This is a genomic window from Bradyrhizobium sp. LB13.1, assembly GCF_054056815.1.
This window is the reverse complement of record NZ_JBSRYQ010000001.1, coordinates 5,461,948-5,484,722: the sequence shown is the minus strand read 5'-3', so window position 1 is coordinate 5,484,722 and position 22,775 is coordinate 5,461,948. Positions and strand designations below refer to the sequence as shown.

Below are 22,775 nucleotides of genomic sequence, written 5' to 3'. Positions count from 1 at the left end.
TTTTATCGATTAACGCAGAAACGCTGGCGGAACCGTTGTTTGCACGCGTCCGCAGCCCTCGCGTTAACCCGCGCGAGGCTCGTCACGACCCATGAAAAAGGCGGCGTCCGCATCGCGGAGGCCGCCATCAGGGCGTGAAATACAGTGGTTTTGGCGCCTTCGCGCTTTACCGCGCGGTAACGCTCTCTTCGAGTGTCTCGATCGGCTGCGAATGCATGAACTCGAGCGCGAAGCCATCTTCGAGGTTTCGAACCACGCGGCCCTGCACCCGGCCGAGCAGAACCGTCGAGTTCAGCGGCGGGCGGTTCTCGGCGGCAATGGCGGCGCCCGACAGCGAGAGGTCGATGATGCGGCAGGTCATCTTGGTGCCGTCCTCGAGCGTCAGCACCGCGATCGGGTTGCGCGGCACGATACGGTCATGGCGGCGGTCTTCCGGCAGATTGAGGATGTCGCGGTTGGCGAGCCAGGTGAGCTGCGCGGCGAGCTTGTCGCGCTTGCGCGGCGTCGCACCCACGGTCATGGCGAAGCCATTGTCGATGATGCGGGTGATCTTGCCCTCGACGCGGCCGATATGGTCGAGATAGGCGACCACGCGGTCGCCGACATTGCCGATGCCGGGGGCCAGCAGTGCCAGCCCGCCCGGCGACATGTTGATTACCTGGCAGGGGAATTCACGGCGGTCCGGCAGCATGTAGCGGCCGAGCAGGTGAACCTTCACCCGCTGGAAACGCCGACGTTCCTCGGCGGCCGGAAGAAATTTTTTGTTCGCCAACGCCATTTTCACACCCGACCCCCCGCCTGGCGGAGTCCGGGACGACCCTAAGGTGCACAGGGTTAATGCCGCGTTAGGATTGGGCGCGTCGATTACGGACAGACACGATGCGCTCGAAAAGCCACATCAGCGGCGGGCAGGCCAGCACCGTCAATGCGCCGAGGTCGAGCGCGACCGCGGCGGTCCCGGCCGATTTGGCGAGCCGCCCCGCCACCGCCGGTCCCAGCATCATCGCGGCATAGAAGAGAGTGTAGAACACGCCCATCCCGATCGCCCTCGTTTCCGACACGAGCACGCGGGCGGTCAGGCTCATGATCGGGCCGGCCGGATGGCCGCCGATCAGGCCGATCAGGACCAGGATCGTGATCACGGCGTCGGATCGGGTCAGCCAGGCCAACAGCCCCGCCACCACGAGGCTGGCCGCGATCGCCAGCACGAGCGGTCGCTTGAAGCGATCGGCGAGATAGCCGCCTGCCGGCACCGAGATCACCGACAGCCACATTACGAGGCTGATCGCCGATCCCGCCGTGGCAATGCTCCAGCCGCGCTCGGCGAGCAATGACGGGCCGAACGAGAAGATCATGGCGAAGCCCACATTATAGAGGCCCCAGATCGCGCCCGCGACGATCACCGCCAAGAGAGCAAGCGGATCAAGCCGCCCGGAGCCGGCTGCGCTGGCGGTGGCTCCCGGCGGCGGTTGATAAAACGTGATCAGCACAATGCCGATCGCGGTCAGCGCACCGGCCACGAGGAACACGGCGCCCGCGCCATAGGCGGTGCCGATCGCCGGCAGCACCAGCAGCGAGATCGCAACGCCCGCCGGCCAGGAGTTGACGAAGATAGCCATCGCGGTGGCGATCTCCTTATCGGCGAACCAGTCGGTGCCCATCTTGGTGAGTTGCACGGTCAGCAGCACGCCGCCGGCGCCGGAGGCAAGCCGGCCCGCCATCTGCCAGCCCCAGACATCGGTGGCGGCCATGACGAGGCTGCCGGCCGTCATCAGCAGCAGTGCCGCGATGGTCGTGGGCTTGTCGCCAAGGGTCCGGCCGATCGCGCCGCCCGGCAGCGCCAGCACGATGCCGGGTGTGAAATACAGCCCGATCAGGATGCCGATGTCGGCGAGCCCGACTCCAAAAGTCTGTTGCAGCAGCGGCGCGACCGCAGCCACGCTCTGGAACTGGAACGCAATGGTGAGGCGAACGACGAACAGGATCGCAAGAATGCACCAGCGATTGCGCAACGCCTCATCTCCCCAGCCCTGTATCGAGGGTGCGGTGGAGCGAGGCCGGAGTCAACCGGCTGCCTTCCTCATCGCGCGCTGGTACAGGAGACACAGCAGCGCCAGCAGCACCGCGGCCGACAGGCCGAGCGACCAGTGAATGCCGATCGCCGCACCTGATAGCCCGACGGTGATGCCGCTGAACGCCCGCATCCCGAGCCCCGCCATGTTGTAGAGGCCGACGACGCGGCCGCGAATGTCGGACGGCGCGTTCAACTGCACCAGCGCCTGCGCCATGGTGTTGAACGACAGCTCGAAGAGGCCTGCAAAGAACAACAGCACGATTGCAACCGGATAGATCCGCACCGAGGCGAAGCCGAGCAGCGCCACGCTCCACAACATGGCGAGCATGATCGCGGTGCGCGGCGTGCCCTTGAGCCGTCCCCAGGATTCCAGCGCGATGCCCGCGAGCAGTGCGCCCGCAGCATCGGCCGCGAGCAGCACGCTGTAGGAGATTCCGGGGTCGCCGTGGCCGAGATCGCCGGCAAAGCCCGGCATCTGGGCGTGATAGGCGTTGCCGATCATGAAGGAGGTGAGGCCGGCAAGCCATGTCATCGCCGTGAGCACCGGCTGCGTGCCGATCGCGCGCATCGTCAACATGATGTCGGCAAGGCCGCGCACCGCGAAGCGCCGCACGGCGACACTCTTGTCTCGTACCGGCGCCCAGAACAGCCACAGCAGCATCGGCAGGTAGAACAGCGTGTTGAAGATGATGCCATGCGAGGTGCCGAGCGTCAGCATGATGATTCCGCCGACGGCAGGCCCGACCAGGATGCCGAGATAGCGCGCCATCGCGTTCAGCCGCACCGCGCTCGGAAGATCGGCGGGACCGACGAGGTCGTAGAGCAGGAGCTGGTTCGGCGTCTGCCACAACACGCCGGCGCAGCCATGGACCACCAGCAGCAGCATCGCGTGCCACATCTGGATCGTATCGGTGATGAAGAAGAAGCCCCATCCGCTCGAGGCCACGATGAACAGCAGCATGCCGCACTGGATGATGCGGCGCGGATCGAAGCGGTCGGCGAGCCCCCCGACCGCGACCGAGAACAACAGGAACGGCAGCCAGTGCGACAGCACGGCAAAGCCCGCCAGCGCCGGCGAATGGAATTTCTGGAACACCACCCAGTAGCTGATCACATGCTCGATATTGTCAGCCATCATCGCCAGCACGTAGGCCATGAACTGGAGGCGGTACGGCACCGACTTCATCGCCGCGAACGATCCGGACGCGACGACAGGATTTTGGGGGAGGGGGTTCAAGGGGGCACCTGGGTGGGACTCTTGGGGCCTTACACGTTCGCCGGTAAGCGCTCAAGATACTTAAGCGCTCAAGCTACTTGGGTGTGCTTGGAGATCAGCCATGCGCTGCTGCCACAAGCTCAACCGTCATCCTGAGGTGCGCGCCCTTGCGCGCCTCGAAGGATAGGCCGCGAGCGCCTGTGGCCCATCCTTCGAGGCTTTACCTTGCGATGCAAATGCATCGCAAGGTTCGCACCTCAGGATGACGGCGGTGAATGTGTTGGGCGCCGTAGCCCGGACGGAGCGCAGCGAAATCCGGGAGCGCCGGTCCCGCATTCCGCTTCGCTCATGCGGGCTACGAGACCGCACCTTGGCACGACCGCGCATCTCAAATACGCTTCCCCGCAGCCCGCACCACCAAACATAACAAAAGCGGGCATCGAGGAAACAGCCATGGACCAAATCCGCGTCTGCACCCACGCGGGACCGGGCAGCGAGCCTGTCATCCGCAGCGTGCCATGGCCAAAGGTCGGCAAAAAGGCCGCGCTGATCAAGGTCGGCGCGTGCGGCGTCTGCGGCACGGACCTGCACATTCTGAAGGGACATTGGCCGAAGCCGCTGCCTTGGCCGTTCACGCTCGGTCATGAAATCGGCGGCGTGATCGTCGAATGCGGCGACGAATTCACCGAGGACTTCATGAGCAAGCCGCTCAAGGTGGGATCGAAAGTGATGATCCCGCCGCTGATGCCCTGCGGCCGCTGCTATTACTGCATCCATTATCCGCAAGTAGCCAACAAGTGCCTGTACGCCGGTCTACTACGGCCGATATCTCGGCTTCGACAAAGCGCCTCACATGTGGGGCGGCTGGGCCGAATATGTCTATGTCGATCTCGACATGCTGCCGGGCACCAAGATCTACAAATTGCCCGACGACATGTCGCTGCGGCTGGGCGCGTTGTCGGAGCCGCTGACCTCCTGCATTCGCGCCTTCAACCGCGCTGGCCGAGCCGGCGGTTTCACCTGGGGCGACACGGTGGTGATCCAGGGCTCGGGTCCGATCGGCATTCTCGCCGTCGCGGCCGCAAAGGAGATGGGAGCAGGGCGCGTGATCTGCGTCGGTGCGCCGGAGGAGCCGCGGCTCAAGCTCGCGCGCGAATTCGGCGCGGAGGCGACTGTGAACATCGAGGAGATCAAATCGCCGCAAGATCGTATCGCGCGCGTGCGCGAGATTGTCGGGGGCTTCGGCGCCGATCTCGTGATGGATTGTTCGGGCCATCCGACCGCCGGCCCCGAAGGCATCGAGATGCTGCGCGACGGCGGCACCTATGTCGAGATGGGCCAGTTCACCGACGCCGGCTCGATCGAGACGTCCTGGCACCGCATCTGCACCAAAGACCTCAACGTGCTGGGATCCTGGGGCTTTACCGGTAATGATCTTCCGCTCGGCGTCGACATGCTCTATCGCACCCGCGACAAATATCCCTGGCTGAAGATGCAGACGATCTACCCCTTCATGGAAGAAGGCGTCGCGCAGGCGGTCAGGGACGCCATGGCGATGAAGACGGTGAAGTCGACCATCGTGCCGTGGCCGGAATTGGTGGAGTGAGAAATTCGTGGCCCGGATTGCGCTGTAGCGTAAGCCGGGATTCTCGCTTGTGGCTCCTCGTATTCCGCTACGCTCCATACAAGCTGCGTGCGGACGTTTGGAGTGAAAGGCATGATGATGGACGAGACACCCGAACCAGACCAACGCACGCGCTCCCCCTTCCACGCCATCCGCGCGATCGACTACACCGTCATCTTCGTGCGCGACATGGTGGCGATGCGCCGCTTCTATGAAGACGTCCTTGCCTTTCCGCTGCTGCGCGAGTTGTCGACGAACTGGATCGAGTACGGCTTGGGCAGCAACACGCTCGCTCTCGCAAAATCGAGCCGGACCGCGGCCGATGCGCCGACGCCAGCGGGCAGCGCCTCGCTGCAGCTTGCCTTCAAGGTCTCCGCGGCCGAAGTCGATGCGTGCGCTGACGAACTCGTGCGGCGGGGCGTTGCGCTGCTGTCGCCGCCGACGAACCAGTCGTTCGGGCATCGGACGCTGTTCTTCCGCGACCCCGACGGCTATCTTTTGGAGGTCTATGCGGAGATCTGAAATGCGGGGAGCCGGGCCGCCGCCCGAAAAGTTCCATCGGAAATCCGCGAGTTATTCACGCCGAGGTGAAACTTAGGCCCCAGTTCCGGCTTTCAGTTCGCAGGAGAGGTATCGTGAAGCGAATCCTGAAACCGGTCACTTACATCCTGGCCGCCATCTACTTCCTGGTGGATGCGGTCTTCATGGCTGTGGCGAGGCCAATCTCGCGCTGGATTGGGCGGCATTTCCAATTCAGGCGATTGCGCGCCTGGATCAGATCGCTGCCGCCTTATCCGTCGCTCGCCCTGTTTTCCGTGCCCGTGATCATTTTGGAGCCGATCAAGCCTGTGGCGGCCTATCTCGCCGCAACCGGTCAGTTCGTGAGTGGCGCCGCGACTCTCATCGTCGGCGAGTTGCTCAAGCTCGTGCTGGTCGAGCGCCTGTTCCATCTCACGCGCGACAAGCTGATGCGGATTCCGGCTTTTGCCTGGGTCTATGGGAAGTTCGCCGAGGTGAGAGCATGGCTGCAAGCCACCGAAGCCTGGCGCGCGGTCCATGCCTTGAGCCGCGCGGCAAGAGACGCCGTTGCGCGGGCAAGAGTCAGGCTGGTCGGCGGCTTCGGCAGGCTGGTGACCTCCCGGGATTAGGGCCGGCGCGTCGTCTCTATGCGAGCTTGCACGCTGCGGTGGTGGCTTTGACGCAAAATTTCGCTATATGCAGAAAAACGGCCGGAAAACGCTGGATGTAGTGGGTGGCGCCAGCGGTAAGCTTATTCTCGATGCCGCCAAAGCCATGCGTCATAGGCATGGTGATTTGCCCGCGCTTGGCGTAAAGAGCGTGCAAATCAAATCACCACGCGTGCGGCTGGACCATTTGCCGCCTACGCAGCTTCAGGTCGCGCGGCTCAACGTTCCGCGCCTGGACCAACCAAGGTTTTATCCCGTGTCTTTTCCGACCATGAGTCCGCCGCTCGCCCGAGCTTTGGCCGAGCGCAACTACGACCGTCCGACCCCCGTTCAGCTCGCCGTGCTCACCGACGAGGCCACTGACCGCGACCTGCTGGTTTCGGCCCAGACCGGCTCCGGCAAGACGCTGGCCTATGGGCTGGCCATGGCCAAGGACCTGTTCAAGGATCTGCTTGATGGCGCCGAGCGGTTCGAGCGGGCGGGTGCACCGCTTGCCCTGATCGTGGCGCCGACCCGTGAGCTTGCCTTGCAGGTCCATCGCGAGCTGGCGTGGCTGTACGAGCATGCGAGCGGGCGCGTCGTCTCCTGCGTCGGCGGCATGGATCCGCGGCGCGAGCAGCGCGAGCTTGCGGCCGGCGCTCACATCGTCGTCGGTACGCCCGGCCGGCTATGCGATCATCTGCGGCGCAACCGTCTCGACATCTCCGAATTGAAGGTGGTGGTTCTCGACGAGGCCGACGAGATGCTCAATCTCGGCTTTCGCGAGGACATGGAGTTCATCCTCAAGACCACGCCGGACACGCGCCGCACCCTGATGTTCTCGGCCACGTTCCCGCGCGGCATCGTCGCGCTGGCGAAGCAGTATCAGCAGCAGGCCTTCCGGATCGAGGTCGCCGGCGACGAAGGCGGTCACGCCGATATCGAGTACCGCGCGATCCGAATCGCGCCCGGCGATGCCGAGCACGCGGTCGTCAACGTGTTGCGCTTCTACGAGGCGCCGAGCGCTCTGGTCTTCTGCAGCACGCGCGATCACGTCAGGCATTTGCAGGCGGCGCTGCTGGAGCGCGGCTTCTCGGTGGTCGCGCTGTCAGGCGAATTGACGCAGAACGAGCGAACCACGGCGCTGCAGTCGCTGCGGGACGGACGTTCGCGCGTCTGTGTGGCGACCGACGTCGCCGCCCGCGGCATCGATCTGCCGAGCCTCGACCTTGTCATTCATGCCGACCTGCCCAACGACGCCGAGGTCATGCAGCATCGCTCGGGCCGCACCGGTCGCGCCGGTCGCAAGGGGACGAGTATCCTGCTGGTGCCGCCCGTGCGACGGCGGCGTGCGGAAATGCTGCTGAATGTCTCGGGGATCGACGCGGTCTGGGGGACGGCGCCGCAGCCGGATGAGATCCGCAAGCTCGATCACGAGCGCATGAAGGACGTGTTGTTCACCGAGGAGACGACCGCCGACGATCTGGCGCTGGCGCAGGCGTTGCTGGCCGAGAGCGGTCGGCTGAGGAGATCGCCGCGTCGCTCGCACGGCTCTATCGCGCGCGGCTGCCGTCGCCCGAAGACATCATGGACCCGGGCGAGCGAAGCAGCCGGCCGCGCGACGATCGCGGTCGCAACGATGCCCGCGCACCGCGCGACGATGTCCGCACCTCGCGCGGCGATGATCGCCCTGCGGGGCCGCGCTCCAAGGGGAAATCCTCGCCGCGTCACGGCATGGGGGAGGCCACCGTCTGGTTCCGGGCCAACATCGGGCGACGCAAGAATGCGGAAGCGCGCTGGCTGTTGCCGATGATCTGCCGCCGCGGCGGCATAGACAAGAACGACATCGGCGCTATCAAGATCATGGACACCACGACCGAGTTCGAGATTTCCGAGCGGGTCGTGGAATCTTTCGCCGCCAAGATCAAGCGTCCGGACAAGGAAGACAACATCCGCATCGAGTCGATGGCGGATGCGCCGCAGCGGCAGGCGCCTTCGGAAGAGCGGTCCCACGCGCCGCGGCGCGAGAGCGGCGACAGCGACCATCGTGAACGTCGCGACGATCGCCCGCGCGAGCCGGGTGGGTTCAAGTCGCACGGCAAACCACACGGCAAGCCATACGACAAGGCGCAGGGCGAGCGTGGACCGAAATTCGACGATGCTCCTTCCTTCGCAAAGAAAAAGAAGAAGAACAAGCCGGGCCACGCAGAGCCTTCGGTCACTTCGTGGCCTGGGAAGAGCGCACCCGGAAAGAAGCCGAAGACGAAAAAGAAGCATCGAGACTGACGGCTGCCTTCCGGCGTCGGCAAGAATGTTGCCGCGGGATTGCACCGTGAAGGGGCATTACGTCGCAGCGAGATCGCGGAGCATGTAGGTCGCGTTGTCGCCGTAGGACGCGAGCTTTGCACGCAGCTCTGCGTTCGCCGTGACGGCCCGAAAGCCGAGGCGTTCCCACAGCGGCCGCGTGGCGTAGACCGACACCAGCGCGAGCGTCGCGATCCCTGACGCGCGCGCGAGCTGCTCGATCGCAGCGACATAATCGCCCGCGACGCCGCCGCGAAAGTCGGACAGCACCGCGACGTCATGCACATAGAGGCAGTCCGCATCGCCGGGCAGTTGTTCGAGGAAGCCGTCGAGCGGCGGAATCCGGTGTTGCGTCCAGGGATGGGCGAGTCCGTAGCCGACGATCTCGTCCTCCGCGGCAAGCACGCGGCAACCATCGGGATAGAGCCGCATCTTTTCCGCGAACACCTCGGGGCGTTCAGGCAGATCGGGGTGGATGCGCGCTGCGATCGCGCTGATCGCCGGCAGGTCGGACGCGCGCGCGGGACGCCAATGCGGCTTGCTCATGTCGATCCGTCGTTCCGTCTCAATCATCCCAGTTTATTCCGATGCGACGAGGCACGCAGCGAAAAATATCTTTGCCGTTATCTCAGGAATACCACGGCTCGCGCGGCGTCCTACCCCATGCAAGCCCATTGCATGACAGGAGATACGATGACGTCCTCGATCCGCCTCGCGCTCACGCTCGCAATATCGCTCGCGATGATTCCCACCGCATTCGCCGCGTCGCCGGCCGTGATGGATCGCTAGCGCGGGACCGGCCATTTCCGCTGGGCGGCGACCTTGGCTCACGCAGCCGGCGCCGGCACCAGTCCATAGCGCAGCATCGTCTCTTTCATCTTCGCGGGGTCGGGTGGCGCGCCCGCCGACAGGAGCGCGGCCATCTCCGTGAAATATTGCGTGCCCAGTACCCCGGGGCTCAGGATGCACAGGCATGTCGCCGGCCCGGTCGAGCGGTTGGTAAAGCCGTGCACGATGCCGCGCTTGATGAAGACGGATTCTCCGGGGCCGAGATCGTTCTGCTTGCCATCGATCGTCCAGGTCGAGACGCCGGACAGCCCGTAGATCGTTTCGTCCCAGCGGTCGTGATAATGCGGGATCGGCATCCGCGCATTCGGCTGCAACGTCATTTCGAAAATATCGACGCTGCCGCCGGTGTCATCCTTGCTCTGCAGGAAGCGGAGCTGAAGCGAGCCGAAATTGATGATGTCGGACATGGTCGTTTCGTCCAGGTGAGAGGCTGCATCGAGATCGCGGCGCTCGCTCACGTCGAAACGAGAACTACCGCAGCCCCCTGATACACCCATCAGCCCGCGTGTGACCGGCCAATTTATCGCACAGGGACCGTTGCAGGTCGACCTGCCGGTTGCGCAAGCGGCAGAACATTCCGGCTCAAACGGCTCCGGGATCGAGCCTCTTAATAGCTCGCCGGCGCTGATCTCAGGTTGGCGCATGCAACAGCAGCAACTTCAAAGATGCAGAATTTTGATTGCGCCGCAGCATCGCACGAGTCGAACTAATTCAAATTGAGAGTCCGAAAGCGAACCGAAGCTTCGACCTTCGTCGGTCATAGTTGCCTCCGGCAGGGGGCAAGAGCTGCATATGCAGCAGCATCCCACCATCGTGAAAGTAGAGGCACTGGGGTCCCGGTGCAGTACGCACCTGGGCGCGTCGGGGAGTCTTCAATCCATTATCTAGTTTCGCTTGAAAGGATGAATGCCCGTGAGTGATGCCAATGTGAAAGCCGAAACGAATGCCGCTCCGCCAAATGGGACGGCGAACGGAAATGCAAACTTCAAATTCGACATACCGTTTTTCAACATCCAGGCGATCTTCGGCGATCTCGCCGCGCCGACCGCCACGCGGGCCAAGGCAAATTTCGAGCAGATGAAGGCGACTTCCGAGGAGATCACCGAAGCTCTCCGCGATGCCTGTTCGACCAATGCCAGGCGTGCCGCCGACTACGGCACCAAGGTCATCGAAATATCCAACAACAATACCAGCTCCGCGCTGGAATTCCTCTCCCAGCTTGCAGACGCGAAGTCGTTTGCGGACCTCGTGAACCTCTCCACCGCTCACGGCCGCAAGACCTTTGAAGCGGCTTCCGCCCAGAATCGGGAGCTTTGGGATCTGGCCCAGAAGGTCGCGACCGAGACGGCCGAGCCGATCAAGAACAGCTTCAACCGGGTTCTGCATAGGGCTGCTTGAATCGGCTGGACGAGCGTCTTCGCAAGAAGAGACGCCGTCCAGCCGATGGCGGCCAGCCTTGCCGTGAGGTGATGCCAAGCTGGAGGGAAATCAGGATGGGTATGGTGATGATCAAGTGTCCGGAAACGGGGAGCGCAATTCCGACAGGCATCGAGATGGATGGCGAAAGGTTTCGCTGCAGTACTGTGTTCTTTTCGCGTACCTATTGCCGGATGTGCGCGGCGACGCACGAGTGGTTCGCCAGGGAGGCCTGGGTTTACGAGTCGGTTTTGGCGAACGGGAAGTCTGGAGACGGGCAGCCGTCCCGCGCCGGCGCGGCGTGAAGGAGCCTTGGCGCATCCTGCGAAACGATCCGATCGATCCTGCGGCTCATCACCTTGTAGCACTCGCATGCGACGACCTCGAGCCGTTGCCTGTCGATCTCGAGTTGGCCGCGTCGATTGGATTTGATCGCGCTTGATGTTCGAAGTGCACTCACGACGTGCGTGACCGTGGTACGGCGGACGCCGAGCAATTCCGACAACGTCTCCTGGGTCAAGGGCAGGACATCACCGCCATCCGTCCGATCGTGAATGTGCAGCAGCCAGCGGGCGAGGCGCGCTTCGACCGAGTGCAGCGCATTGCAGGCCGCGACGTGCAGGAATTGCGTCATCAACGCCCTGGTGACAATCTGAACCGCGCTTGCGACGGCGGGACTGCGTTCGAGCATCGCGTGAAATCGCGCGGGCGAGATCTGCAGTGCGGTCCCGGCCACGCGGACAACCGCGGTCAGGGGGGATCGGACGGGCCCGAGCGCCGTCATGAGTCCGACGGCGCCGTCGTTGCCGATCACTGCGGTTGCGGCCGTTTGTCCGTTCGGCAACTCCATGATGAGGGCGATCGCGCCGCTGCAGGGGAAGTAGAGATGTTCGATGCGGTCGCCCGACCCGACCAGGACTGCGTCGTGCTGGAGCGGTACTTTCCGCAAATGCGGTGCAAGCAAAGCGAAGTCGGCCGGCGGTAACGCAGCTAACAGGCGATTACCAACTCTGGTCGCGTGCTCCATCACGGGAATCGCCCCTCGACGGAGGCCCGGCGGCTAGCAAACGCATCGCCTCCGACCGAGCCGCGTTGCCGCGCAGACACCAGCGACGGCAAGCGGATAAACGCACTTCAACAGATAAGGTTCCAATCACGGATCGCGAGCCTGCGCGCCGGGGGGCCGGCGCGTCTGACTGCAATGAAGATAGGGCGGCTGGCAAACGCTGCGCGCCCTGAGACGAGGGTCACTCCTACCTCAGTCCCTCATACACCATCAGCCCGCGTGCGATCTGCAGCTTGCGGATCGCGCGCGGCAAGAGCTTCTCCGGCTGGTGCAGATAACGCCAGGAGGTGAGGGTGAACGGGCCAAGCGCCCCGCATTCGTCGTCGAATGGCGCAAGCACGCCTGTCACGCTTACCGGCGTATGCGGGCGGGCGTTGAACGGGAGCAGCAACAGCTCGAGATGCGCCTTGCTGCCGTCCTCACGCGTGGCGGTGATACCGGCGATCGCGCCGAGGCTCTCGTCGGCGACAACGGTCGTGATCTCCTCGATCTCGCGGCGGCTGGCCTCGTTGAACAGCGCTGCAAAGCTCGCGTCCTTGAGGTCGCATCCTGCGAGCGCGCAGACGCGCGTGCCGGCGACGCGAAACGGAAAGCCGAGACTGGGCTCGCAGGACAGCACGAAGATGTCGCCCAGCAGGCCGCGCACGGCAGCCGGATCGATATCGGCCCTGTCAGGGGCCCGCTCGGTGCCGCGCTTCTTGTCCCAATACGCGAAGAACTCGCGGTTCGACGGATGTTTCATGACTGAACGCTTATCCCCGGGCGCAACCTCGCGGGACAATCCTGTCCCGCTTCAGTGCAGCCGCGATCCCTGTGTTGTTGTGCAGGAGGGGATTTGCACCGTCCATGCCGTGGAGGCGTTTTCGGCCTCCCTGACGCTGCCTTTGCGTCGTTAACGTTAAATTAACTATGCGCTTTCCGTCCGCCGCCCCGCTGCTATGGTGACCGCAGTCGCAAGCCTCGCCGCTTTTCTCCAGGTTCTCGGCGAGGCCTGTACACAGGCGTCAAACAGTTTGGTCACCGGCCGCGGGGGAGGGGTGGATACCCCTGTCTCTCTGGGTACCGGAAGTCCGACACGGACAGGCAGGGCTTTCCCAGGGCCCTGCCTTTTCCTTTTGTGCACTTGCGCAGGGCGGGCAAAGGCGACTATCTCCAAGGCCTGTCGTTAAGCCTGTCGCTCCGATCGCGCCTGAAAGCGAAGCTGCCTTGGATTCCCCGCAAGATTCCCCGCCGCAAGATCCTTCGTTGCATGATGCTTCGATGGACGTGCCGGCCGTCAATGAGGAGGCTCCGCGCGAGCCGATCCTGACGCTGCCCGTGGCGCTGACCGCCTACATCATCCTGCTGGCGGTGATCCATCTGCGCGTGCTGCTGCCGCCGGAACTGGAGAACTGGACCATCGACGTCTTCGGCTTCATCCCCAAGCGCTACGATTCCTCGCTGCTTAATTTGGAGATTCCGGGCGGCGCCGGCGCAAAAATCTGGAGCTTCGTCACCTATTCGCTGCTGCACGCCAATCTCACCCATCTCGGCTTCAACGTGCTGTGGCTGTTGCCGTTCGGGAGCGCGCTGGCGCGGCGCTTTGGCACCATCAGGTTCTTCCTGTTCCTCGCGGTGACGGCGGCGGCCGGCGCGCTCGCCCATCTCGTCACCCATGAGCACGCGGTGGCGCCGATGATCGGCGCTTCGGCTTCGGTGTCCGGCGCGATGGCGGCGGCGATCCGCTTCGCCTTCGTTCGCGGCAGCTTCCTGTCGTTCAGCCGATCGGATGCCGATACCGCCGCAAGAGTTCCGGCGCTGCCGCTGTCGCGCGCGCTGCGCGACGGGCGGGTGCTCGGTTTCCTCGCGGTGTGGTTCGGCGTCAATATCGTCTTCGGTGTCGGCGCGATCGGCGTCGATAGCGAGACCACGAGCGTTGCCTGGCAGGCGCATATCGGCGGCTTCCTTGCCGGCCTGTTGCTGTTCACGCTGTTCGATCCCGTGCCGCGCGTGCGAAGCGATGCTGCGGATGCGTCATCACAGGACATTTCAGACCGTATTTGAAGCTGCGCTTGCGGCGCCGCCCGAATTCATCCATCATTCTCGTGAAGAATGTTCCGAAGCGACAAGCCCGTAGAGGCAATGCCTCGACAAGCGCCTGAGGGTGAAACCGGCGCCAAGCCTGTTTAGTTCAGGACTGTTAGTTCAAGACTGTTAGTTGAAGACTCCAAGTCTGTTGGTTGAAGACTCGATGAACAAGTCCAACCGCGAAAAGCGGGCGGTTCGGATTCAGGGAGGCGACAATGACGGTACGTTCGATTCTCAACAACAAGGGCCACCAGGTCATGAGCGTCGAGCCGGACGCGAAGCTGGCGGCCGCGGTCAAGCTGCTCGGTGAGAAGAAGATCGGCGCGGTGCTGGTGATGAACCAGAGCCGGCTCGAAGGCATCCTGTCGGAGCGTGACATCGTGCGGGTGATCGGCGAGCGCGGCGCCGGCGCGCTCGAGGAGCCGGTTTCTCAGGTCATGACCCGCAAGGTCGTCACCTGCAAGGAGACCGACACGGTCGCCGAGCTCATGGAGGTGATGACCACCGGCAAGTTCCGGCATCTGCCCGTGATCGACAGCGGCAAGGTGGTGGGCCTGATCTCGATCGGCGACATCGTCAAGCGCCGGGTGCAGGAATACGAGTCCGAGCAGGAAGCCCTGCGCGACTACATCAAGACGGCCTGATCAGTCCTGCTGGCCGGCTTTCGGCGCGGTGCCCTCGGGCGCGGGCGCCAGCTCGTGGATTGCCTCCTGGATGGACTCCAGCGCTCGCTCGGCAGCGCGGGTACCCAGGGCGATGAGGTCTTCGGAGCGGTGGAAGTCGAACCAGCCGAAATGGCCGACCCGCGGTGTGATCAGCATATCGGGCGGATCGCCGGCGAGGCGGGCGCGGGTGATGCGGTCCTGCATGATGTTGAAGGCATCGACCATCACCGAAGAGAGGCCGGGCCGGGCGCTGCCGCCGCCGAAGAATTCGCGCTTCACCGTTTTTTCGGGCGAGAAGAATCTCGGGAAGCGCCGCTTTGACGTCGTCTCTTCGGCCGCAGGAACGACCGGTTCAGGCATCGCGCCGTGCGAATAGACCGTCGTCGAATAGGTGAAGATATCGCTGGAAAGATTTGCAGCGACGACGATTTCGGCGCCGAGCGCGCGGGCGGCCGAGACCGGCACCGGGTTCACCAATGCGCCGTCGACCAGCCAGCGATCCCCGATCAGGACCGGAGAGAAGATGCCGGGCAGCGCATAGGAGGCACGCATCGCGTCGACCACGCGGCCGCGCGTCAGCCAGATTTCGTGGCCGGTGCGGACCTCGGTCGCGACGCTCGCGAACTTGATCGGAAGATCTTCGATCAGGGTCTGGCCGACCGCCTCCTCAAGTCGCGTTGCAAGCTTCTCGCCGCCGATCAGGCCGGAGCCATTGAGGCGGATGTCCAGATAGCCGAGGATGTTGCGCATACCTTGCAGACTGCGCCCCCACTCCTCCAGCGTATCGAGCCGGCCGGCCGCATGGAGGCCGCCCACCACCGCGCCGATCGAGGTACCGACCACCACGTCAGGCACGATGCCATTGGCCAAGAGGGTTCTCAGGATCCCGATATGGGCGAAGCCGCGCGCGGCGCCGCCGCCGAGGGCTAGGCCAATGACCGGCCGGCGGATGCTGCCGAGGCCGACCTTCTCGCCGTTCGAACCCCGACCCTTCAATATATCCAGCACCGAAACTCTCCTACACCTGGACCCGCCATCAGATTAGGCGCCGTACTCGCGCTCCGCCAGAACCGGGCCGGAGCATGGTTTATGCCGGTTTGGGAAGGACACGGGGCAGGAGTATGGCGACGGGCGGTTGCGTGTGGGGTAATCGCGCGGGCGTCAACCGGGTTCCAAAACCGGATTGGGCCGTATTTCTTGGGGTTTCGGAGGCTTGAATTTGCCGCGTTTTCGGTGAAAAGCAGGTGGCATGACTCTCGGGGGTGACGGCATCATCGGATGGCGGCGCGGCGCATCGCTGCTGCCGATGCTGATCCTTGCTGCCTGCCTCTATTCCCTCGGCCAAAACGCTGCGCAGGCGCAGCTTTTCTCTGATCGTCCGCCGCCGGTGCCGCCCGCTTCGGTGCCGGACCCCGGCGGCGCCGTCAGCCTGGCGCCGCCGTCCGGCCCGGGTGCCGGACCTCCGAGCCTGCCGCCGACCCTCATGCAGCCGACCACGCCCAGCATGCCGCCGCCTGCGGTCACGACCGTGCCGTCCGCCGCGCCACTCAACGCGGCCGTGCCCGGACAGGGCGTACTGTCGCTGACCGCGAAATACGGCAAGGACACCCCGCCGATCACCAACGGCTTGGTCTGGCGCGTATTTGCCGATCGTCCCGACGAGAACGGCACCTTCAAGCTGATCCGCGAGGACCGCAACGCCACGCCCAACATCGTGCTGCCGCCCGGCAATTACGTCGTGCACGTTGCCTTTGGCCTCGTCAGCGCGGTGCGCACAGTCAGCCTGAAGGCCGAGACCGACCGCGAATCATTCGTGCTGCCGGCCGGCGGCTTGCGCATCGAGGGCCGGGTCGGCACCAGCCGCATTCCGCAGAACCAGATATCGTTCGCGATCTACAAGGGAAGCCAGTTCGAGTCCGGCGAGCGCGCCTCCCTGGTGCCGAACGTCGCCGCCGGCGACGTCGTGCTGCTGCCGGAAGGCACCTACTACATCATCTCGAACTACGGCGACGCCAATTCGGTGGTGCGCTCGGACATCCGCGTCCAGGCAAGCAAGCTCACCGACGTCACCATCACCCACCGCGCCGCCGTCATCACGCTCAAGCTGGTCAGCGACAGAGGGGGCGAGGCGCTCGCCAACACCGCCTGGTCGGTGCTGACCCCGGGCGGCGACGTCATCAAGGAATCGATCGGCGCCTTCCCGCGCGTGGTGCTCTCCGAAGGCGAATACCGCGCCATCGCCAAGAACGAGGGCAAGGTCTACGAGCGCGGCTTCAACGTCGTCAACGGCGTCGACGGCGAAGTGGAAGTCGTCGCGCGCTAACGCTTAAGCGGGATCCCGCATGCGGCCGACGCTGTCGTTCGTGCGCTTGGCGAACGCTTCTCATTCAGCGCACGAATGTCCCATATCTTAGTACCGTCAGTCGCGTCGCGCGTGCGGGAAGCAGATGCTTTTCGCTACGCGCCAATCAACACCGGCACCATCCGCTTATTCCGGAAGCGTCTCGACTTCCTCACAGCCGGTGCAAGATACCTATTTCCGACAATCAATTTTATTCGCTTTCCATCCTGCTGCGTTATATGTCGGGCATCCCTCTAACGGGGGAGGCCGGAGCAGCCTCGTGCGTCTGCGAGACCGGCAAGGAGCAGGGGACCAAGCTCGTCGGCATGTTCGAAGTGATCCTCACCAGGCGAAAGCGGTTTGGCTGGCGGTGGCGGGTGTGCGACCACGCCGGCAAGATATTTGCCGATGGCTTCGAGCGCTCCCGGCCGTCTGCCAAATATCATGGCGAGCGCGCATTGTTCTTCCTGTTGTCGCAGGCCCATCTGCGCAACCGCTCCGCCGCCCCCAGCGAGGACTAGCGGCAGGCACAGCTCCGTAGCCCGGATTGCGCTTCGCTCCCTCCGGGCTCCGAAACGTCTCTGCGAGCGCCGTCAGATGTCGACGACGAGCTTGCCCTGCGCCGCGTGATCGCGGATCAGCGCATAGGCATTGCCGACTTTCTCCAGTGTGAAGTGCCGGGCATTGCGCTCGAACAGTCGCTCGGACAGACGCTGTTCCAGCGCACGACGGATGGTTTCGTGCTGACCGACGAGGGCACAGCCGTGCTGCGCCATGCCGAGCGGATTGAAGAGGAGGCGCTCGCTTTGGAGCGGCGTGCGTCCGGCGCGGAGACGCAGCTCGACGGCTTGCTGCGCCTGTCGTCGTCGGACTGGTTCGGGACGGTGATGCTCTCGCCGGTGAATAGCCGCCTTCGGCAAACGCCATCCCAAGATAATTGTCGAGCTTCTGACCGATGCGCGCCTCTACAGCCTGCCGCGCCGCGAGGTCGCTTCGCTCATCCCGGGCTACGCGAGACCTTGCGGTGCCTGTCGGGCAACACACACAAATTGTCGGTCAACGGGCAGGCGTAAAAATATTCGCCTTTACAGAATTCGGAATTATCGTATCTTCTGCTCACTCCGGCCCAAGGAAGAGGGCGTATCGCGATCGTCACGAACGCGGGCCGGGCGGCGGTGGACGCCGATCACATCGGCGCGAAGGGTTTCGCAGGGCGGAGAGCCGTGAGCGAGGGCGTCGCGCGCACGACCGGTGTGATCGGCGTACGGCCAAATCGTGTCGTCCTGGCGCCCGGGGTCTGTGCGCCAAGTCTTGCGGTGATGGGTGCAGCCCGACCGGGCACACGCATCAGCCATCCGCAGGGCGACGGGGGCAATAGTGCATCGCTTCCCGGGGAGAACACGACATAAGCCGTTCCAACCATTGCGCAGGGAAGGCCGGGATGCTCCGGTTGCCCTGTTTCCCGCTGTGCAATGTAGCGCAATCTGCCCTTGGCATAGCGGAGCAATAGGAGCCAGCCGGCTCCCGGTCTTCCCTGCACCCTCTTTCAATTGAGGGTGAAGCGACGAAGCAAAGCTCGGGCGAAACACGCCGCGAGGATGCAAGCCCATGTCAGTTATTCAACAACGATCTCGTGCCCCGGACGCAGCGCAGCGCCTCTTCGCTGTGCGCTGCAGGGCCGGGGCCCATGCAACAGCGAACGGCGCGGCTTCCTGGATCCCGGCTCTGCGGCGCGTCACTGCGTGCCGCACCGCGTCCGGGACACGAGAAAGACGAGCGTTGTCGTCACAGTTCGTCATTGCGGCGCCGAGACCGCAAAGCTGCTCGCCGATTTCGGCCAGCGTGCTTCACGGGCGGCGTAACTCGGACGGATAACAGTCATAGACCAGCGCCTTGAAGGCAGGCGTGATGCGGCTGCGCTCGTTCTGGGTCTGCTGCATCAGGAGGTAGACCATGTCGAGCTTGGGATCGACGCCGAAATAGGTGCCGCTGCCACTGTCCCATTTCAACTCGCCGAGCGAGCCCGGCGGCGGCGGTTTGGCGTTGCCGGGATCGGTCCGCACCGCAAGGCCATAGCCATAACCGAAGCCGTCGCCCGGAAAATAGAAATAATCGCGTCCAACGCCGGAGCCGGGCCCGACGTGATCCGTGGTCATGGCTTTGAAAGCCGCGGGGCTCAGATAGCGCTTGCCCTCGAATTCGCCGCCGTTGAGCAGCATCTGCGAGAAACGCCGATAGTCGGTGATGGTCGAGAGCAGCCCGCCGCCGCCGGATTGCCATTCGGGATGGTCGAGGCGGTCGCGCTCGGCAGCAAGCAGGATGAAGTCATTGGGCAGCGGCCGCGCCATCCGAGCGAGCTCGTCCGCGCTCGCCAGCGCGAATTTGGTGCTGCTCATGCCGAGCGGATCGAGGATGCGCTGCTTGAGGAATTCGTACAGCGTCTGGCCCGAGATGATCTCGATGACGCTGCCGAGCACGTCGGTGGAATGACCGTAGCGCCACAGCGTTCCCGGCTGCCGCGCCAGCGGCAGCTTTGCGATGCGTTGGGCGAATTCCCTGTTGTTGAATTGACCTTCGAAGATGTCGGCAGCCTTGTAGGCCTGCTCGACCCATTTGCCGCCGATATAATCGTAGCTGATGCCCGAGGTGTGCCGCAGCAGATCCTCGATGTTGACGGGACGGACCGGGGCCACGAGATCCAGATGCAACGTGCCGTCGGGATTGGTGACCTCCAGTCCCACCTTGGTGTCGGCAAAGAGGGGAATGTATTTCGACACGGGGTCGGTGAGCGCAAGCTTGCCCTTGTCGATCAGCATCATCGCGCCGAGGCACGTGACCGGCTTGGTCATCGAGTGGATGGCGAAGATCGTATCGGGCGTCATCGCGAGACCCGTCCTGGTGTCGCGCACGCCAAAAGTCTTCAGATAGACCGGCTTGCCGTGCTGCTGCACCAGGACCACGGCGCCCGGCAGCCGGCCGCTCGTCACCTCGTTGTCAAAATACTTTGTGATGCGGTCGAGCCCGTCGGACGACGGAGCGGGGATATCGGCGGCGCGGCTCCGCGCCATCGTGCCGGCCAGCAGCGCGGCTCCGACCAGAAATTCACGACGCTTCATCCGGGCTTCCTCCCTCGCCGGGATCAAAGCCGCAAGACGTCGAAGGCGTCAACACGCCTTCGATTAAAATCGCGTCACGATTTCAGAAAGGACCGGTCGCGGACGGTCATCGCTCTGCTTGGTCGGGGTGCCGATATGGACGAATCCGGCGAGCTTCTCGTCCGGCTTGAGGCCGAGGCCATCCAGCACGTCGCGATCGAACGAGAACCAGCCGGTCAGCCAGCAGGCGCCGTAGCCGAGCGCGGTCGCGGCCGTGACGATGTTCATGACGCTGGCGCCGGCCGACAATTCCTGCTCGAAGGCCGGCACCTTCGGATGCGGCTTGGTGAAGCTGACGATGCCGATCACCAGCGGCGCATCCGTGAGGCGTTTGCGCTCGGTCTCGACATCGGCGGCAGGCGCGCCAGGATTCTTCCGGGCAAACACCTTTGCGATCACCTCGCCGGCGCGCCGACGCGCATCGCCCTCGAAAATGATGAAGCGCCAGGGCGCAAGCTTGCCATGGTCGGGCACGCGCGAACCGATGGTGAGGATGGTCTCGAGCTCGGCCGGGGAGGGCCCGGGTCCGGACATCTCGCGCGGCTTGACCGAGCGGCGGGTCTTCAGGAGTTCGATGGCGTCAGGCACTGCGATATCCTCTTCGGCTGGTCGTCGGGCGTGCCATGCCGAGATAAGCATGCACGCTCCGCAACCGAAAGCGGGTTTAGATCGATTTCAGGAATCAGGCCGCGCCACGCGCCCGCTTCACATCCGGCGGGGTCGCCTCGTCGACGAGGGCGGCGAGCGCCTCCACCGTCGTGGTCACGTTCTGGCCGTCGCTGCCGAGCCGCCGGATCGAGACCGACTGTGTCTCGGCCTCTTTCTTGCCGACCACGAGCAGTGCCGGAATCTTGGCCAGCGAATGCTCGCGGACCTTGTAGTTGATCTTTTCGTTGCGCAGGTCGATCTCGGCCCGAAGTCCCGCACGCCGGACCTGCTCCAGAACCTGCTTGGCGTATTCGTCGGCCTCCGACGTGATGGTGGTGACCACCACCTGCACCGGCGACAGCCAAAGCGGGAAGTTGCCGGCATAGTGCTCGATCAGGATGCCGATGAAGCGCTCCATCGAACCGCAGATCGCGCGGTGCACCATCACCGGCGGCTTCTTGCCGCTGTCGTGGTCGATGTAGAACGCACCGAACCTTTCCGGCAGGTTGAAGTCGACCTGCGTGGTGCCGCATTGCCAGTCGCGGCCGATGGCGTCGCGCAGCACATATTCGAACTTCGGCCCGTAGAAGGCGCCTTCGCCCGGATTGATCTCGGTCTTGATGTGATTGTTCTGCGTCTGGATCTCGCGCAGCACGGTGGCCATCACGCGCTCGGCGTGATCCCACATCGCGTCGGTACCGACGCGTTTCTCCGGTCGGGTCGACAACTTCACCGTGAGATCGCCGGTGAAGCCGAAATCGGCGTAAGTCGACAGGATCAGCTCGTTGATCTTCAGGCACTCGTCGGCGAGCTGATCCTCCATGCAGAAGATATGAGCGTCGTCCTGCGTGAAGCCGCGCACGCGCATCAAGCCGTGCATGGCGCCGGACGGCTCATAGCGGTGCACTACGCCGAACTCGGCGAGCCGCAGCGGCAAATCGCGGTAGCTCTTCAAGCCGTGCTTGAAGATCTGCACGTGGCCTGGGCAATTCATTGGCTTCAGCGCAAACCAGCGCTTGTCTTCGGCTTCGTCGCCGGCCGACTGCGCCGCAAACATGTTCTCGCGGTACCAGCCCCAATGGCCGGAGGTCTCCCACAGCGACTTGTCGAGGATCTGCGGCGCGTTGACCTCGCTGTAGTCGCCGCTCAGGCGTCGGCGCATATAGGCGATCAGCTGCTGGAAGATGGTCCAGCCCTTGGCGTGCCAGAACACCACGCCCGGACCTTCCTCCTGGAAATGGAAGAGGTCGAGCTCGCGCCCGAGCTTGCGATGGTCGCGCTTTTCGGCTTCCTCGATCTGCTTCAGATAAGCGTCGAGGTCCTCCTGCTTGGCGAACGCCGTGCCGTAGATGCGGGTCAGCATCGGGTTGTTGCTGTCGCCGCGCCAATAGGCGCCGGCCACCTTCATCAGCTTGAAGGCGTTGCCGACCTTGCCGGTCGAGGTCATGTGCGGGCCGCGGCAGAGATCGAACCAGTCGCCCTGATAGTAGATCTTGATCGGCTCGTTGCCGGGGATGGCGTCGACCAGCTCAACCTTGAACGCCTCGCCCTTGTCGCGGAACACCTGTTTGGTTTTTTCGCGATCCCAAACCTCTTTCGTAAAAGGCTTGTCGCGCGCGATGAGCTCGCGCATCTTTTTCTCGATTGCGGCAAAGTCTTCCGGCGTGAACGGCTCGTTGCGGAAGAAATCGTAATAGAAGCCGTTCTCGATCACGGGACCGATGGTGACCTGGGTTCCCGGCCACAGCGTCTGCACGGCTTCGGCGAGCACGTGGGCGCAGTCGTGGCGGATCAACTCGAGCGCGCGCGGATCGTCGCGGTTGATCAGCTCGAGCTTGGCATCGGCTTCGATGGGATCATCGAGGTCGGAGACCACGCCGTCGAGCGCCATCGCGACCGTGCGCTTGGCCAGCGACGGCGAAATGCCCTTGGCGAGTTCGAGGCCGGTGATGCTCTTGGCATATTCACGCCGGGCGCCGTCCGGGAAGGTGAGAGTGATTTTTTCCGGTGGGGTCACGGGTCTCAAATTGCTGAGGCTGTATTGGAAGCCGGATTCGGATTTGGCTTGTTCGGCCTTGGTCTGTTCGGCCTTGGCTTGTTCGGACCTGGATTGGTCCTTGGGCTGGTCGGTCATTGCATGTCTCCTGAGGCTCACTCCTGCGAACGAGCGCAGGTAAGCGGGAA

The 22,775-nt window shown here is 64.0% G+C and carries 19 protein-coding genes and 3 pseudogenes; 10 read left to right on the top strand and 12 right to left on the bottom strand.

The genetic code is table 11. The features are described 5' to 3' along the window. Nucleotides 1-166: 166 nt before the first annotated feature. From ACVWYI_RS26610 to ACVWYI_RS26600, 3 genes are all read right to left on the bottom strand, one after another. A complete protein-coding gene (locus tag ACVWYI_RS26610; RefSeq protein WP_247353131.1) occupies nt 167-778 on the bottom strand; it encodes a PilZ domain-containing protein in 612 nt (203 codons plus the stop codon). Nucleotides 779-845: 67 nt separating this feature from the next. Continuing rightward, entirely contained in the window at nt 846-2,012 is a 1,167-nt protein-coding gene (locus ACVWYI_RS26605; RefSeq protein ID WP_456663609.1) for an MFS transporter, read from the bottom strand. A gap of 51 nt (nt 2,013-2,063) precedes the next feature. After that, on the bottom strand, nt 2,064-3,311 hold the full coding sequence (locus ACVWYI_RS26600; RefSeq protein ID WP_456663608.1) for an MFS transporter: 1,248 nt from the start codon (nt 3,309-3,311) through the stop codon (nt 2,064-2,066). Between the two features lie 432 nt (nt 3,312-3,743). Here ACVWYI_RS26600 and ACVWYI_RS26595 point away from each other — a divergent pair. From ACVWYI_RS26595 to ACVWYI_RS26580, 4 genes and pseudogenes are all read left to right on the top strand, one after another. Then, a pseudogene (locus tag ACVWYI_RS26595) lies at nt 3,744-4,896 on the top strand (zinc-binding dehydrogenase). A gap of 111 nt (nt 4,897-5,007) precedes the next feature. Further along, nucleotides 5,008-5,436: a VOC family protein gene (locus tag ACVWYI_RS26590; RefSeq protein ID WP_456663607.1), complete on the top strand. Its 429-nt coding sequence runs from the start codon at nt 5,008-5,010 to the stop codon at nt 5,434-5,436. A 113-nt stretch (nt 5,437-5,549) separates the two neighbouring features. Further along, nucleotides 5,550-6,062, top strand: a complete 513-nt coding sequence (locus tag ACVWYI_RS26585; RefSeq protein WP_456663606.1) for a hypothetical protein — start codon at nt 5,550-5,552, stop codon at nt 6,060-6,062. 310 nt (nt 6,063-6,372) lie between these two features. Continuing rightward, nucleotides 6,373-8,366, top strand: a pseudogene (locus ACVWYI_RS26580) (DEAD/DEAH box helicase). A gap of 57 nt (nt 8,367-8,423) precedes the next feature. Here ACVWYI_RS26580 and ACVWYI_RS26575 read toward each other — a convergent pair. Together ACVWYI_RS26575 and ACVWYI_RS26570 are read right to left on the bottom strand one after the other, a co-directional pair. Further along, nucleotides 8,424-8,930: a GNAT family N-acetyltransferase gene (locus ACVWYI_RS26575; protein ID WP_456663605.1), complete on the bottom strand. Its 507-nt coding sequence runs from the start codon at nt 8,928-8,930 to the stop codon at nt 8,424-8,426. 281 nt (nt 8,931-9,211) lie between these two features. Beyond that, entirely contained in the window at nt 9,212-9,640 is a 429-nt protein-coding gene (locus ACVWYI_RS26570; RefSeq protein WP_247353141.1) for a cupin domain-containing protein, read from the bottom strand. A 499-nt stretch (nt 9,641-10,139) separates the two neighbouring features. On the opposite strand from ACVWYI_RS26570, the gene ACVWYI_RS26565 reads away from it, so the two are divergent. Further along, nucleotides 10,140-10,631 (top strand): phasin, encoded by a 492-nt coding sequence (locus ACVWYI_RS26565; RefSeq protein WP_247353142.1) that lies wholly within the window; start codon nt 10,140-10,142, stop codon nt 10,629-10,631. A 256-nt stretch (nt 10,632-10,887) separates the two neighbouring features. On the opposite strand, the gene ACVWYI_RS26560 is transcribed toward ACVWYI_RS26565, so the two are convergent. Both ACVWYI_RS26560 and ACVWYI_RS26555 read right to left on the bottom strand, forming a co-directional pair. Continuing rightward, on the bottom strand, nt 10,888-11,676 hold the full coding sequence (locus tag ACVWYI_RS26560) for a Crp/Fnr family transcriptional regulator (protein ID WP_456663604.1): 789 nt from the start codon (nt 11,674-11,676) through the stop codon (nt 10,888-10,890). A 226-nt stretch (nt 11,677-11,902) separates the two neighbouring features. Continuing rightward, the gene (locus tag ACVWYI_RS26555) at nt 11,903-12,457 is read right to left on the bottom strand and encodes a PAS domain-containing protein (protein ID WP_354046464.1); all 555 of its coding nucleotides are present in this window, start codon (nt 12,455-12,457) and stop codon (nt 11,903-11,905) included. 464 nt (nt 12,458-12,921) lie between these two features. Between ACVWYI_RS26555 and ACVWYI_RS26550 the strand changes: the two genes are divergently transcribed. Both ACVWYI_RS26550 and ACVWYI_RS26545 read left to right on the top strand, forming a co-directional pair. Next, the gene (locus tag ACVWYI_RS26550) at nt 12,922-13,758 is read left to right on the top strand and encodes a rhomboid family intramembrane serine protease (protein ID WP_456663603.1); all 837 of its coding nucleotides are present in this window, start codon (nt 12,922-12,924) and stop codon (nt 13,756-13,758) included. Between the two features lie 239 nt (nt 13,759-13,997). Then, on the top strand, nt 13,998-14,426 hold the full coding sequence (locus ACVWYI_RS26545; RefSeq protein ID WP_247443311.1) for a CBS domain-containing protein: 429 nt from the start codon (nt 13,998-14,000) through the stop codon (nt 14,424-14,426). On the opposite strand, the gene ACVWYI_RS26540 is transcribed toward ACVWYI_RS26545, so the two are convergent. Continuing rightward, nucleotides 14,427-15,455: a patatin-like phospholipase family protein gene (locus ACVWYI_RS26540; protein WP_247353151.1), complete on the bottom strand. Its 1,029-nt coding sequence runs from the start codon at nt 15,453-15,455 to the stop codon at nt 14,427-14,429. 241 nt (nt 15,456-15,696) lie between these two features. Here ACVWYI_RS26540 and ACVWYI_RS26535 point away from each other — a divergent pair, with 241 nt between their 5' ends. Together ACVWYI_RS26535 and ACVWYI_RS26530 are read left to right on the top strand one after the other, a co-directional pair. Further along, nucleotides 15,697-16,770 carry a hypothetical protein gene (locus ACVWYI_RS26535; protein WP_456663602.1) on the top strand — a complete coding sequence of 358 codons (1,074 nt, stop codon included), beginning with the start codon at nt 15,697-15,699 and terminating at the stop codon, nt 16,768-16,770. Nucleotides 16,771-17,027: 257 nt separating this feature from the next. Further along, the gene (locus tag ACVWYI_RS26530; RefSeq protein WP_247353153.1) at nt 17,028-17,309 is read left to right on the top strand and encodes a hypothetical protein; all 282 of its coding nucleotides are present in this window, start codon (nt 17,028-17,030) and stop codon (nt 17,307-17,309) included. A 72-nt stretch (nt 17,310-17,381) separates the two neighbouring features. Here the strand turns inward: ACVWYI_RS26530 and ACVWYI_RS26525 are convergent, their stop codons facing one another. Next, complete coding sequence (locus ACVWYI_RS26525) at nt 17,382-17,564, bottom strand: hypothetical protein (RefSeq protein WP_456664635.1); 183 nt, start codon at nt 17,562-17,564, stop codon at nt 17,382-17,384. On the opposite strand from ACVWYI_RS26525, the pseudogene ACVWYI_RS26520 reads away from it, so the two are divergent. Next, a pseudogene (locus ACVWYI_RS26520) lies at nt 17,502-17,775 on the top strand (LysR family transcriptional regulator); the annotation flags it as partial. The gene ACVWYI_RS26525 and the pseudogene ACVWYI_RS26520 sit on opposite strands and share 63 nt — an antisense overlap. 860 nt (nt 17,776-18,635) lie before the next feature. On the opposite strand, the gene ACVWYI_RS26515 reads toward ACVWYI_RS26520, so the two are convergent. The 3 genes from ACVWYI_RS26515 to thrS form a co-directional block, all read right to left on the bottom strand. Continuing rightward, nucleotides 18,636-19,904, bottom strand: coding sequence for a serine hydrolase domain-containing protein (locus tag ACVWYI_RS26515; protein WP_247443314.1), 1,269 nt, complete (start codon nt 19,902-19,904; stop codon nt 18,636-18,638). Between the two features lie 63 nt (nt 19,905-19,967). Then, nucleotides 19,968-20,531 carry a nitroreductase family protein gene (locus ACVWYI_RS26510; RefSeq protein WP_247443315.1) on the bottom strand — a complete coding sequence of 188 codons (564 nt, stop codon included), beginning with the start codon at nt 20,529-20,531 and terminating at the stop codon, nt 19,968-19,970. Between the two features lie 94 nt (nt 20,532-20,625). Continuing rightward, nucleotides 20,626-22,725 carry a threonine--tRNA ligase gene (thrS, locus tag ACVWYI_RS26505; RefSeq protein ID WP_456663601.1) on the bottom strand — a complete coding sequence of 700 codons (2,100 nt, stop codon included), beginning with the start codon at nt 22,723-22,725 and terminating at the stop codon, nt 20,626-20,628. Nucleotides 22,726-22,775 lie beyond the last annotated feature (50 nt).

Coding starts and splice junctions, on each gene's coding strand:
- ACVWYI_RS26610 (WP_247353131.1), bottom strand. CDS start 778: ATGGCGTTGGCGAACAAAAAATTTCTTCCGGCCGCCGAGGAACGTCGG.
- ACVWYI_RS26590 (WP_456663607.1), top strand. CDS start 5,008: ATGATGATGGACGAGACACCCGAACCAGACCAACGCACGCGCTCCCCC.
- ACVWYI_RS26575 (WP_456663605.1), bottom strand. CDS start 8,930: ATGAGCAAGCCGCATTGGCGTCCCGCGCGCGCGTCCGACCTGCCGGCG.
- ACVWYI_RS26570 (WP_247353141.1), bottom strand. CDS start 9,640: ATGTCCGACATCATCAATTTCGGCTCGCTTCAGCTCCGCTTCCTGCAG.
- ACVWYI_RS26565 (WP_247353142.1), top strand. CDS start 10,140: ATGCCCGTGAGTGATGCCAATGTGAAAGCCGAAACGAATGCCGCTCCG.
- ACVWYI_RS26560 (WP_456663604.1), bottom strand. CDS start 11,676: ATGGAGCACGCGACCAGAGTTGGTAATCGCCTGTTAGCTGCGTTACCG.
- ACVWYI_RS26555 (WP_354046464.1), bottom strand. CDS start 12,457: ATGAAACATCCGTCGAACCGCGAGTTCTTCGCGTATTGGGACAAGAAG.
- ACVWYI_RS26545 (WP_247443311.1), top strand. CDS start 13,998: ATGACGGTACGTTCGATTCTCAACAACAAGGGCCACCAGGTCATGAGC.
- ACVWYI_RS26535 (WP_456663602.1), top strand. CDS start 15,697: ATGACTCTCGGGGGTGACGGCATCATCGGATGGCGGCGCGGCGCATCG.
- ACVWYI_RS26530 (WP_247353153.1), top strand. CDS start 17,028: ATGTCGGGCATCCCTCTAACGGGGGAGGCCGGAGCAGCCTCGTGCGTC.
- ACVWYI_RS26525 (WP_456664635.1), bottom strand. CDS start 17,564: ATGGCGCAGCACGGCTGTGCCCTCGTCGGTCAGCACGAAACCATCCGT.
- ACVWYI_RS26515 (WP_247443314.1), bottom strand. CDS start 19,904: ATGAAGCGTCGTGAATTTCTGGTCGGAGCCGCGCTGCTGGCCGGCACG.
- thrS (WP_456663601.1), bottom strand. CDS start 22,725: ATGACCGACCAGCCCAAGGACCAATCCAGGTCCGAACAAGCCAAGGCC.